6 protein-coding genes are annotated in these 12,518 nt (G+C 65.2%); 5 read left to right on the top strand and 1 reads right to left on the bottom strand.

Annotation, left to right across the window (positions count from 1 at the left end; all coding sequences use genetic code 11):
• Nucleotides 1-3 precede the first annotated feature (3 nt).
• The 4 genes from fes to entS are packed head-to-tail and all read left to right on the top strand — an operon-like array spanning nt 4 to nt 11,471.
• Nucleotides 4-1,311 (top strand): enterochelin esterase, encoded by a 1,308-nt coding sequence (gene fes / locus ACJ8IL_RS00625; protein ID WP_238476118.1) that lies wholly within the window; start codon nt 4-6, stop codon nt 1,309-1,311.
• 29 nt (nt 1,312-1,340) lie between these two features.
• Nucleotides 1,341-1,565, top strand: a complete 225-nt coding sequence (locus tag ACJ8IL_RS00620) for an MbtH family protein (RefSeq protein WP_442516287.1) — start codon at nt 1,341-1,343, stop codon at nt 1,563-1,565.
• A gap of 51 nt (nt 1,566-1,616) precedes the next feature.
• Entirely contained in the window at nt 1,617-10,127 is an 8,511-nt protein-coding gene (locus ACJ8IL_RS00615) for an amino acid adenylation domain-containing protein (protein WP_442516286.1), read from the top strand.
• A gap of 60 nt (nt 10,128-10,187) precedes the next feature.
• Nucleotides 10,188-11,471 carry an enterobactin transporter EntS gene (gene entS, locus ACJ8IL_RS00610; protein WP_265536062.1) on the top strand — a complete coding sequence of 428 codons (1,284 nt, stop codon included), beginning with the start codon at nt 10,188-10,190 and terminating at the stop codon, nt 11,469-11,471.
• Between the two features lie 4 nt (nt 11,472-11,475).
• Here the strand turns inward: entS and ACJ8IL_RS00605 are convergent, their stop codons facing one another.
• Nucleotides 11,476-11,835, bottom strand: coding sequence for a winged helix-turn-helix transcriptional regulator (locus tag ACJ8IL_RS00605; RefSeq protein WP_049299265.1), 360 nt, complete (start codon nt 11,833-11,835; stop codon nt 11,476-11,478).
• Nucleotides 11,836-11,937: 102 nt separating this feature from the next.
• On the opposite strand from ACJ8IL_RS00605, the gene ACJ8IL_RS00600 reads away from it, so the two are divergent.
• Nucleotides 11,938-12,492 (top strand): NAD(P)H-dependent oxidoreductase, encoded by a 555-nt coding sequence (locus ACJ8IL_RS00600; protein WP_442516285.1) that lies wholly within the window; start codon nt 11,938-11,940, stop codon nt 12,490-12,492.
• The last annotated feature ends 26 nt before the right edge of the window (nt 12,493-12,518 follow it).

Here is a 12,518-nt window from a genome sequence, read left to right as displayed (position 1 = left end):
GCTATGGAGTTTTTGCCGGAAAAGAGGCCAGAAAACGGTCGTGAGGGATTGGCGGCGCAGTGGCTGCGTGAAGAGGCGGCAGGGCAATCCGCGTGGTGGCAGAAGGTTGCCGCTCACGGCACACCCGTGGTCGAACCGCACGATGACAGCCACGTCAAAATGACCTGGCTGTGGCGCGATCCCGACGGCGATGAACGGCACTCGCCGATATGCCGCGTTTACGCCGATATCAACGGCATTACCGATCACCACAGCACGTCCCCCAGCAGCCTGACCCGGCTCCCCGGCACCGACGTTTGGTACGGCGCGGCCGTTATCGATCGCCGCTGGCGCGGCAGCTACAGCCTGATCCCCATTACCGACCGGGATCTTCCCCCCGTCTTTAGCGACGACGAAACGTTGCGCGATCGCCAACAGCGCGCCTGGTGGGTATCGCTGTTCCCGTTGGCCATCGCCGATCCGCTGAATCGCGTATCGCTGGGGCCGTCTCATCGCCCGCGGCCCGTCTCTCTGGCGCAAGGGCCGGATGCCGACGATCAAAGCGCCTGGCAGGCCGCCGATCGGCCGCTGGAGGAGGCGCGGCTGCAGCTTTTCCAGTGGCAGAGCGAACGGCTCGGCACGCAGCGGCGCGTCTGGCTGTATGCCAGCGGCGACGCGGGGGTGAAAGCGAATCGCCCGCTGGTGCTGCTGCTCGATGGCCAAAACTGGGTCGAAAGGCACGCGCTGTTGCCGGTGATCGAGCACGAAACCGCAAAAGGGCACCTGCCGCCTGCATGTTGGCTGCTGATCGATGCGATCGACGGCGAACACCGGGAAAACGAGCTGCCTTGCAATGCCGCATTCTGGCAGGCGGTGATCGATGAGCTGCTGCCGCAGGCGCAGAAGCGCGAACCGTTCAGCGAGGCAGGGGCGCGCACCGTCGTCGCCGGCCAGAGCTACGGCGGGCTGGCGGCGTTATATGCCGGTTTGCACTGGCCAGAGCGCTTCGGCCACGTGCTGAGCCAGTCCGGCTCCTTCTGGTGGCCTACGGTGCAATTCGTTACCCAATTCGAAAAACGCCACGAGCTGGAAGAAGGCTGGCTGATACGCCAGGTTCGGCAACGCAGCCCGGCGGCGCCCAAGCTCACCGTGATTCAGCAAGCCGGCGATCGAGAGGCGGACATCGAATTCGTTAATCGCCAGATGCATCAGGCGCTGGCGGCGGCAGGGCACCGCGCCGAATACCGCGTGTTTTCCGGCGGACATGATGCGCTCTGCTGGCGCGGTGGCCTGGTGGACGGCGTGCGCCAGCTGCTTTCCGCAATGAAGTAATCCCACATTTTGACAGACAGGTAAGGCAAATGACTCAGGAACAACAAAACCCGTTCGATGACGAAAATCTCCGTTTCTCCGTGCTGATCAACGCGCAACAGCAGTACTCGCTGTGGCCGCAGTTTGCCGAGACGCCGCAGGGGTGGCGCGTGCTGATGGGGCCGGCGTCGCGCGGCGAATGCATCGACTACATCGAAACGCACTGGCAGGACATGCGGCCGGCGGCGCTGAAAGCGGCGGATGCGGCGCGTTAAGCGCCAGGCAGCCACATCGATACATTCCGTTTGAGGGAAAGGACAGACACCATGTCAGAAACGCTTTCTTTGCCGGATACTCAGGTCGAGTATCGGGATTATCCGCTGGTTGCGGCGCAACCGGGGATCTGGATCGCCGACCAAATCGCGCTGCGGCGCAACAGCTTCGCGGTGGCGCACTATACCGAACTGCACGGCGCTATCGATCGTTCGGCGCTGGAGCGCGCGATCCGTCAGGGGCTGGCCGAAGCGGATACGGTTCAGGCGCGGTTCTTTGAGGCGCAGGACGGCCAGCCGGTGCAGCGTCTCCCGTTGATAGCCGACCCTGCGCGCGTACAGGCGCCGGAGTGGTTCGATTTCAGCGCGCAGCCGGACGCCGAACAGGCGGCGCTGGCGCTGATGAACGACGATCTGGCGCAGGATTTGCCTGCGGACGGCGAACGGTCGCTTTATCGCCATGCGATAATCCGCGTCAGCGCCGATCGTTGGTTTTGGTACCAGCGCTTTCATCATCTGACCCTGGACGGCTTCAGTTTCGAAGCCATCACCCGCCGGATCGCCGATATCTATCGCGCGCTGCGTCACGGGCTGTCGCCCGCGGCTTCGCCGTTTACCCCGTTCGGTAAGGTAGTGGAAGAGTTTCAGCAATGGCAAACGTCGCCGGCGCGCCAACGGGCGGCCGAGTTCTGGCGCCAGCATCTGCGCGAACTGCCGTCGCCGCTGTCATTATCGACGGAAAGCCGGGAGGTTGAACCGGGCGCCCGACCGCTCAAACAGGTGCTGGTGCTGCCGGAGTCACTGTTTGACGAAGCGCTGCGCGACGACGCGTTGCAGGCGCTGCAACCGGCCGACATCGTCACGGCGGCGCTGGCGATGTATCTGGCGCGCATGAGCGGCGAAACCCGCTTCTCAGTCGGTTTTCCTTTCATGCGGCGGATGGGGTCGCAGGCGCTGGCGGCGGTCGGCCCGGTGGTCAACGTGCTGCCGCTGCTGCTGAACGTGACGCCGGAGCTGTCGCTGGCGGACGTCTGCCAGGCGACCGTAGCGCAGATCAAACAGGCGCGCCGCCATCAACGCTATGAGGCGGAGCAGATCAAGCGCGATCTCGGCCTGGTCGGTGGCCATCAGGAACTGTACGGGCCGGTGATCAACGTCAAGGTCTACCACAGCGCCTTGTCGTTCGACGGCCAAGCGGCCGTTACCCATACGCTGGCGATGGGGCCGGTCGATGACCTGGAGTTTGAGATCGGCTTTCGCAACGGCGTGCTGACGCTGTCTTTGGTGGCCAACCCGGCCAAATACTCGCCGCGCACCTTGCATCATCACGCGGAGCGCATCGGCCATTGGCTGCAGCAGTTGGCGCGACAGCCGCACCAGCCGAACGCTCAACTGGCGCTGATCGGCGAAGGGGAGCTAAGGCAACTCGCGGCCTGGGGGCGCGGCGCCGATCTGACGCCGCCGACGGGCATGGTGTCAATCATGGATGCGTTCCAGCGCCAGGTTGAACGCCAGCCTGAGGCATTGGCGGTGGCCTGCGGCGACGAGCGCCTCAGCTACCGGCAGCTCTCCGAACGGGTGATGCAGTTGGGGCGAGTGCTAATCGAAAGCGGCATCGGCGCCGAAGACGTGGTGGCCATCGGCATTCCGCGCTCGGTGGACACGCTGGTCGCGCTGTTCGGCGTTCTGGCCAGCGGCGCGGCCTATATGCCGCTCGATCTGGACTATCCGCGTGAACGTTTGGCGCTGATGTGCGACGACGCGCGGCCGGTAATGTTGCTGACCCACCGCGCCACGCTGACCAACATGCCGGACCTGCCACAGGTATTGTGCCTGGACGACGCAGCGTGCCTGGCGCGCTGCGCGGCTGCCGAGGCCACGCCGATAACGGACGACGAGCGGCGCATGCCGCTGAGCGAGGCGCATCTCGCCTACATGATTTACACCTCCGGCTCGACCGGCAAACCCAAGGGCGTCATGTCCACGCATCGCGGGCTGCTGAACCTGTTCCTGTCGCACCAGGCCTCTCTGTTCGGCCCGGCGATCGAAAAATTCCAGGCTCGCCACGCGCGCCGCTTGCGCGCCGGCCATACCGCCTCGTTTTCTTTCGACTCCTCCTGGGAACCGCTGTTCTGCATGATGATGGGCAGCGAACTGGTTATCTTCGACGAGGAGCTGCGCCGCGACCCCTGGGCGCTTCTGGAACAAACCCAACAGACGCCGATCGATCTGCTGGACATCACGCCGTCGTTCTTCTCACAACTGGTGGACTGCGGCCTGCTGAAGGGGCAGTTCCCGCTGCCGGCGTTCGTGATGATCGGCGGTGAGGCGGCAACGCCGACGCTGTGGAACCTGATGCAGCAGCATCCGGAGGTGGAGATCCACAACTATTACGGCCCGTCAGAATATACCGTCGATACCCTCGGCGCGCCGGTCACGGCCGCCGATCAGCCGGTGATCGGGCGTCCCCTCGCCAATACCGCCGTCTGGCTGCTCGACAGCCGGCTGCAGCCGGTGCCGATCGGCGCGGCGGGCGAGCTGTACATTTCCGGCAAAGGCATCGCGCGCGGTTACCTGCGGCGCCCGGATCTGACGGCGGCGCGCTTTGTCGCCAACCCGTTCGCCGAAGGCGAGGTGATGTACCGCAGCGGCGATCTGATGCGCTGGAGCGCGGAGGGTCAGCTGGTATTCATTGGCCGTACCGATCACCAAATCAAGGTGCGCGGCTTCCGCGTCGAGCTGGGTGAGGTGGAAAGCGCCTTGGCCGCCTTGCCGGACGTGGGGCGGGCGGTGGTGATCGCCGAGCCGATCGGCGCCACCTATCGTTTGATCGGTTACTGCTCGGTGCAGGATGACGCGCGGCGCGCCTCACCCACGCTGCAAAGCGAACTGCTGGGGCAACTGGCGCAACGTCTGCCGGATTATATGGTGCCGGCGATCCTGGTGGTGATGCCGGAGCTGCCGCTTAACGTGAATGGCAAGATTGACCGCCAGGCGCTGCCAAAACCGCAGGAGACGCTGGCGCAAAGCATTCGCGAGCCGGCCACCGAGCAGGAAAGGCTGATTTGCGGCGCCATGGCGCAGCTGCTGGGGATGGATCGCGTCGGTGCCGACGACGATTTCTTCGCGCTCGGCGGCGACAGCATCTCGGCGATGGGGTTGGGCACCGCCCTGCGGCGCAAAGGCTATCTGCTGCGGCCGCGCGAGATCTTCGCGCTGCACACCCCCGCACGCATGGCGCAGGCGATGCAGCCGCTGGTCGTAGACTCTCAGGCTGCACGCAGCGTGCAGCAAGGCCCGATCGACGGGCTGCCGATCCTGCACTGGTTTGCCGAGACGGGCGATATGCATCGCCGCTTCGCGCACGGCGTTTTCCTGCGTGTACCTGCCGAGCTGCAGCCGCAACAGCTGCGTTATGCGTTGGAACAGCTGCACACGGCACACCCGGCGCTGGGCGCGCGGATCCGCGACGGTCAGTTGGTGGTTGAAACCGCCGCCGCCGGTGAGCTGATGCAGGTTAATACCGTGTCCGGTGAGCTGGAATCAGCGGCAGAACAGGCGTTTGATGCCGCGCTTGACCATCTCGATCCGGCGGCCGGCGCCATGATGCAAGCCATCCTGTTGCAGCGCGACGAGCAGAGCCTGGGGCTGGTGCTGGCGATCCACCATCTGGTGGTCGACGGCGTTTCCTGGCGCATCTTGCTCGACGAACTGCGGCAAGTGGCCGACAGCGCCATGCAGGGGCAGCCGATCATGCTGCCGCCGGAAGAAACCTCGCTCTATGAGTGGTCTGCACGCCTACGAGCCGACGTCGAACGCCGCGAAGCCGAGCTGCCGTTCTGGCGGCAGATGCTGGCGGACGAGGTGCCGCGTTTGGGGCGACGCGCGCTGGATCCGCAGACCGATCGCCTCGCCTCGGTGAGCGAACGGCGCACGCTGATCGACAGCCGGCTGACCGCCGCGCTGCTCGGCACCTTGCCGCAGGGATACCGCGCGCAGGTTGAAGAGATCATGCTGTGCGCGCTGGCTCAGGCCTGTCGCCAGCGTTTCCAGGCCGCTTCGCTGCGTTTCTCTCTGGAGTCGCACGGCCGCGCCGAACTGGACGACGGCCTCGATCTGGCCCGCACCGTCGGCTGGCTGACGGCGGAGTATCCGCTGCGCATCGAACTGCATGACGCCGAACACAATGAGGCCGTGCGTGCGGTGAAACGGGCGACGCGTGCGGTGACCGATCGCGGCGTCGGTTACGGCCAGCTGCGTTATCTGCACCCGCAGCGTGACGAACTGGCGGCGCTGGCGCAGCGCAATGCGCCGGAGATCTTGTTCAACTACCTCGGGCGCTTCAGCCAGGACGAGGGGAACTGGGCGCCGCAACGCAGCCAAACCCGCTTCCGCGACGCCTTCGCCGTGGCGCAGGATGCACAGCAGGCGCTGTCGTATGGCCTGGAGGTGAATATCTTTGTCGAAGAGCGGCGCGACGGCGCGTGCCTGGCGATCAACTGGAGCTGGCTGGAGGGGATTTTCAGCGAGAGCGACATTACGCAGCTGCACAGCGGCATCGAGCAAGCAGTGCGTGCACTGTGCGAATTTGCCGAACGGCATCCCGATCGCGCGGCGGCGACGTTGGTAGCGGCCGAGATCGCCCAGCCGAACGTTGACGATGAGACGGTGCGCGCCTGGGAGCGGGAGTGCGGGCCGTTAGCCGCGGCGCTGCCGCTGTTGCCGTTGCAACACGGCCTGCTGTTCCATGCGCAGACCGCGCAGCAGGGCGGCAGCTATAACTCGCTGACGCGCCTGAGCCTTTGCGGCGAACTGGACGCACATCGCCTTCAGCAGGCGCTGGATGCGGTGATCCGCCGCCATCCGCAGCTGGCCGCCCGATTCAACCGCGAGGGCGAACCGCTGCAGCTGATACCGCAGGAAAGCCATTGGCCGCTGGACAGCCACAGGCTGCCGCCGCTGTCCGCCGAACAAGAAGCGCAGGCGCTGAATCAATTGGAGCAGCAGGAACTGCAGCGCGATCTGTTCAACCAGCCGGGCGCAATGCTGCATGCGCTGCGGGTCAAACACGGCGATAGCGAACGCTACACGCTGTTCCTTAACGCGCACCACCTGATCGTCGACGGCTGGTCGACGCCGGTGGTGCTCAACGATCTGATGCTGGCCTTGCGTGAAGGCGAGCAGGCGCTGCCGACGCTGCGTTCGAACTACGCCGATATCGTGCGCCGCCTGACCGCGCGGGATGCTGAAGCTTCGCGCCGCATCTGGCGTGAGACGCTGCAGGATGTGCGCCCAACGTTGCTGTTCGGTGAAGTGCAGGACGATCGCGTGCATGAGCTGGAAATGACGCTGCCGCCGGCCGAGGAAAGACGCTTGCTGACCCTGTGCCGCGAACGCGGGTTGACGCTCAATACCGTGATGCAGGGCATTTGGGCGCTGCAGCTGGCCAGCTATTGCGGCCATCAGGACGTGGTGTTCGGCTCGCCGGTTTCCGGCCGCTTTGGCCAGATAGAAGGGGTCGAGGAACACGTTGGCCTATTCAGCAACACGCTGCCGGTGCGGGTTCGTCTGCAGCATGACCGTTCGTTGACGGAACAGCTGACCGAACTGCAGCACCGGCAGATTGAACTGCTGGAGCACGACGATTTGGGGTTGGGGGAGATCCAGCACCTGGCCGGGGCGGGCACGCTGTTCGATACGTTGTTGGTGGTAGAAAACTACCCGGACAACGACGCTCTGCTGGGCGGCGCAGGGGCGCTGCGCTGCGACGCCATCCGCAACAAAGGCTATACCCACTATCCGCTGACGCTGCTGGTGCTGCCGGGCGAACGTCTGCGTCTGCTGATGGAGTACCGCGCCTCGGTGCCGCAGCCTGAGCGCTTCGCGGCGCGGCTGATGGCGCTGCTCCAACAGTGGATCGCCCAGCCGGATCTGCCGCTGCCGCGCTGGCAGTTGCAAATCCCGCAGGAGCAGGCGCTGATCGCGGCGGTCAACCGCACCGGACAGGCGGTGGCGGACACCACCTTGCATCAGGCGATCGCGGATCAAGCGCGCCGCACGCCGGAACGCATCGCGCTGCAGGATGCCGGGCACAGCCTCAGCTACCGTGACATGCAGCGCCAGGCCGCGCTGTTGGCCGAGCGGCTGACGGCGGCCGGCATTCAGCCGGGCGATATCGTTGCGGTGGCGTTGCCACGCTCCGTGCGCCTCAGCCTGGCGCTGACGGCGATTGTGCAGACCGGCGCCGCCTGGTTGCCGCTGGACACCGGCTACCCGGACGAGCGGCTGGGCTACATGGTGGAGGACGCCAAACCGCGGCTGATTATCACCGAAAGCGCGTTGGACGCCCGCTTCGCCGCGCTGGCGCCGACGCTGCGGTTCGATGTGCTGGACGACAGCGGGCGCGAACCGGCGCCGCGCCCACCGGCGGGGAACGGCGATTATCCCGCCTATGTGCTGTATACCTCAGGCTCTACCGGGCGGCCGAAAGGCGTGGTGGTGAACCACCGGGCGATCGTCAACCGCCTGTTCTGGATGCAGCACGAGTATGCGCTCGATGCGCAGGACGTGGTCTTGCAGAAAACGCCGTGCAGCTTCGACGTTTCCGTCTGGGAGTTCTTCTGGCCGCTGATGGTCGGCGCGCGCCTGGTGATGGCGCCGCCGGAGGCGCACCGCGATCCGCAGGCGCTGACGACGTTGATTGACGACTATGGCGTGACCACGCTGCATTTCGTTCCATCCATGTTGGCTATCTGGGTGGAGGCCTTGAACGAGCGGGCGCCACAGCGCGCCGCCGCCAGCCTGAAACGCGTGTTCTGCAGCGGCGAAGCGCTGTCGTGTGAACTGGCCTCCCGCTATCAGGCGTTGGTTACCGCGCCGCTGCACAACCTGTATGGCCCGACGGAGGCGGCGGTCGATGTCACCTATCAACCGGCGTCCGGCGCGGCATTGGCGGCGGTGAACGGCGCCGGCGTGCCGATCGGCAAACCGGTCTGGAACACCCAACTGAGCATTCTCGACGCCATGCTGCGGCCGGTACCCGTCGGCTGCGCCGGCGATCTCTACCTGCGCGGCATTCAGTTGGCCGATGGTTATCTGCATCGGCCGGGATTGACGGCGCAGCGGTTTGTCGCCGATCCCGCCGGCAACGGCGCGCGCATGTATCGCACCGGCGATATCGCCCGCTGGCAGGAAGACGGCAGCGTCGAGTATTTGGGTCGCAGCGACGATCAGCTGAAGATCCGTGGCCAGCGTATCGAGTTGGGCGAAATCGAACAGGCGCTGCTGGCACAGCCGGGAGTAGCGCAAGCGGCGGTGCACGCCATCGAACTGGGCGAGGGCGCGACGGGGCTGGGCGGCGCCGATATGCGGCAGCTGGTCGCCTGGCTGATCGCCCAACCGGGCGTGACGCTGGATACCGCCGTGCTGCATCAGGCGCTGGAGGCACGTTTGCCGGCGCACATGATGCCGGTCAGCTATGTCATGACCGACAGCTTCCCGCTCAGCGCCAGCGGCAAGCTGGATCGCAAGGCGTTGCCACGGCCGCAGCTGGCCCTGCAAGCCGGGCGTGCGCCGCAGAGCGACAGCGAGCGCCTGCTGGCGGCGCTGTTCGGGGAACTGCTGGGGCGTGAGACGGTGTATGCCGACGACGACTTCTTCGCGCTGGGCGGCCATTCGCTGCTAGCGATGCGTCTGGCGGCGGAGCTGCGTCGGCGCGTCCCGCGGCCGTTGAGCGTCGGGCAGATCATGTTTGCCCGCAGCCTGGAGAAGATGGCGCACCTGCTCGATGACGCGCAGGCCGCCAACTCGGCCGAGAGCCGTGGCGTCGGCGAATGCCTGCAGCTGCGAGCCGGTCAAGGCCCGGCGCTGTTCTGCCTGCATCCGGCTTCCGGTTTCGCCTGGCAGTACTCGGGGCTGAGCCGTTATCTGCCGGGGAACTACCCGATCATCGGTCTGCAGTCGCCAAGACCGGATGGCGCTATCGCCACCTGCGAGGATATCGAGCAGATGGTCGATCGTCATCTCGCCCATCTGCGCCGCCTGCAGCCGCAGGGGCCTTACTACCTGCTCGGCTATTCGCTCGGCGGCACGCTGGCGCACTCGATGGCCGCGCGCCTGCAGCAGCAGGGCGAAGAGGTGGCGTTCCTCGGCATGCTGGATACCTATCCGCCGGAAGGCCAGGATTGGACCGGCCCCAGCGAGGAAGACGCGCAGAAAGAGGTGGCGCAGGAACAGGCCGAGTTTATGGCGGAAGATCATGGCGATCCGGCGCTGATGGCGGAGAAGGCGGCGATGTTCGACAGCATCGTCGCCAACTACCGCGATGCGGTGCGCATTCTGTCCCAGGCGCGCAGCCGGCGTTTCCACGGCACGGCGACGCTGTTTGTCGCCGACCAGACGCTGCCGCCGGAGATGGACATCAATGCCGTGTGGGCGCCGTATCTGGATGGGTTGATCTGCCATCATCAGCGCTGCGAACACGCGGACATTCTGTCTCCGGCCTCGCTGGAGACGCTTGGGCCGCTGTTGCATTCGCTGCTGACGCGGCAATACGGCTTGGTATAACGCAACCGGGCCGGGGGGCGTGCGTCCCGGCCCGCACTAAAACATGACATGCAGGACACTATGGCCAGACCTTCTTTTTTTCTTGATTTCAGTTTGCTGAGAAGCAATGCACATTTCCGCGCGATTTTCTGCGCCCGCATGCTGTCGGTGTTTTCCCTCGGCATGTTGGCGGTGGGGGTGCCGATTCAGATCCAGGCGATGACCGGATCCACGTTGCAGGTGGGCGTGGCGGTGGCGCTGGACGGCGTAGGTATGTTTATCGGCCTGATGCTGGGCGGGGTGCTTGCCGATCGCTACGATCGCCGCAAGCTGATCCTGTTTGCGCGCGGCACCTGCGGGCTGGGCTTTGTCGCCCTGAGCCTGAACGCCTTCGCCCCGGCACCGTCGCTGTGGGCGCTCTACCTGCTGGCGGCCTGGGACGGCTTCTTCGGCGCGCTGGGTATGACGGCGCTGATGGCGGTGATCCCGCTGCTGGTCGGGCGTGAAAACCTGGCGGCGGCAGGGGCCTTGAGCATGGTGACGGTGCGCATCGGCGCGATCCTCGCACCGGCGCTGGGCGGGATTATCATCGTGTTCGGGGGTGTCGGTCTCGCCTTCGCCGTCGCGGCGGCAGGGACGCTGGGCACCCTGGTCCCGCTGGTGCGCTTGCCGACGCTGCTGCCGCAGCAGCAGGAGCCGGAACACCCGCTGCGTGCGCTCGCCAGCGGCTTCCAGTTTGTCTGGCGCAATAAGGTGGTCGGCTCGGTGGTGCTGCTGGGGATGCTAATGAGCATCGTCGGCGCCGTCAGGGTGCTGTTCCCGGCGCTGGCGCAGGACGCTTACCACGTTGGCGCGTCCTCTATCGGCCTGATGTACTCCGCGGTGCCGCTCGGTGCGATGCTGGGCGCGCTGACCAGCGGCTGGGTGGGGCGATACGCTCGCCCTGGCGTGCTGATCCTGGTCGCCGCTATCGTCGCGTTCACCGCCATCGCGTCACTGGGGCTGTTCAGCCACCTGGCGCCGGCGCTGCTGGCGCTGGTGTGCTACGGCTACGCCAACGCTATCGCCTCACTTCTGCAGTTCATGCTGATCCAGAGCAACACGCCGGATCATTTGCTTGGGCGGGTGAACAGCCTCGGCACCGCGCAGGACGTGACCGGCGACTCGATCGGTGCGCTGGGGCTCGGCGTACTGGGCAGGGTGTTCACCCCGTTGATGAGCGTGCTGTCGTTTGGTGCATTCGCCGCCTTGTTGGGCGTGCTGGTGGCCTTCAGCGTACGCACGCTGCGCCAGTGCCGGCCGGCGGACGCGTTGGTCGAGCACGATGAACCCGCTCCGGCAACCTCAGCGGCGGCGGACAACTAACCCCTCACGGCACCGGCTGTTCCGGCCGGTGCTGCTCCCCCCAGTTACACATCATGTCGATCACCGGGATCAGCGAACGCCCGCGTTCGGACAGGCTGTACTCCACCTTGGGTGGGATCTGCGGATACTCCTTTCTCACCACCAGGCGGTCTTTTTCCAGCTCTTTCAGCGTCGAACTCAGCGTTTTGTACGAAATGGTGCCGATGCAACGCTGCAGTTCGTTGAACCGCAATACCGGCTTATACAGCGCCAGCCAGTAGAGAATAATCATTTTATATTTGCCGTTGATCACCGACAGGGTGTAGCCATATCCGGTGTCTTCGAGGCTGATGCCCGTTGGGCTGCAGCGGGATTCGGCGGTCATTTTATACTTTCTCCGGGGTAAGTATGTGTCGTGAGTGTGCGTATTTTACATTCTTCCAGCATACCCTAAGATGCGTCGAAACACCTGACTGGAGAAATCAGTATGAAAACCTTGGTGGTCGTGGCCCATCCCGATATGGCGAACTCGGTGGTCAACAAACGTTGGCTGGAGGAACTGCGGCGCTATCCGGAGCGGTATACGGTGCATGAATTGCATCAGGCCTATCCGGACTGGCAGATCGACGTCGCGAGGGAACAACAGCTGATTGAAGCGCATGACAACATCGTGCTGCAATTCCCGATTTTCTGGTTCAGCAGCCCGCCGCTGCTGAAAAAATGGCTGGATGACGTGCTCACCTACGGCTGGGCCTACGGTTCCCGCAGCGGCTACAAGATGCAAAACAAGAAGCTGGCGCTGGCGGTGACGGCGGGGGTGCGTGCAGAAGACTATGCGCGCGACGGGCGCTATCGCTACTCGCTGGAGGAAATCTTCCGGCCGTTTGAAGTCACCGCCGGTTACGTGCGGGCCGACTATGCCTCGTTCTTCGCCTTTTATGGCAAGGAGGCCGCTTCGGACGGGGTGGCAGAGCAGGTTCAGCAGCATGAGCTGGACAGCAGCGCACAGGGCTACCAGACATTTCTCGCCGCCCTAAATTAACGCCACGCCCCGGATGCGCCAGGGCG

It is taken from the genome of Serratia sp. CY47444, from assembly GCF_052168635.1.
GTDB lineage: Bacteria > Pseudomonadota > Gammaproteobacteria > Enterobacterales > Enterobacteriaceae > Serratia > Serratia bockelmannii.
The sequence above is the reverse complement of the archived record's forward strand: the minus strand, read 5'-3'. Positions and strand labels throughout refer to the sequence as shown.

Excerpts from the sequence above, each read along its gene's own strand:
- fes (WP_238476118.1), top strand. The coding sequence starts at position 4 with ATGGAGTTTTTGCCGGAAAAGAGGCCAGAAAACGGTCGTGAGGGATTG.
- entS (WP_265536062.1), top strand. The coding sequence starts at position 10,188 with ATGGCCAGACCTTCTTTTTTTCTTGATTTCAGTTTGCTGAGAAGCAAT.
- ACJ8IL_RS00620 (WP_442516287.1), top strand. The coding sequence starts at position 1,341 with ATGACTCAGGAACAACAAAACCCGTTCGATGACGAAAATCTCCGTTTC.
- ACJ8IL_RS00600 (WP_442516285.1), top strand. The coding sequence starts at position 11,938 with ATGAAAACCTTGGTGGTCGTGGCCCATCCCGATATGGCGAACTCGGTG.
- ACJ8IL_RS00615 (WP_442516286.1), top strand. The coding sequence starts at position 1,617 with ATGTCAGAAACGCTTTCTTTGCCGGATACTCAGGTCGAGTATCGGGAT.
- ACJ8IL_RS00605 (WP_049299265.1), bottom strand. The coding sequence starts at position 11,835 with ATGACCGCCGAATCCCGCTGCAGCCCAACGGGCATCAGCCTCGAAGAC.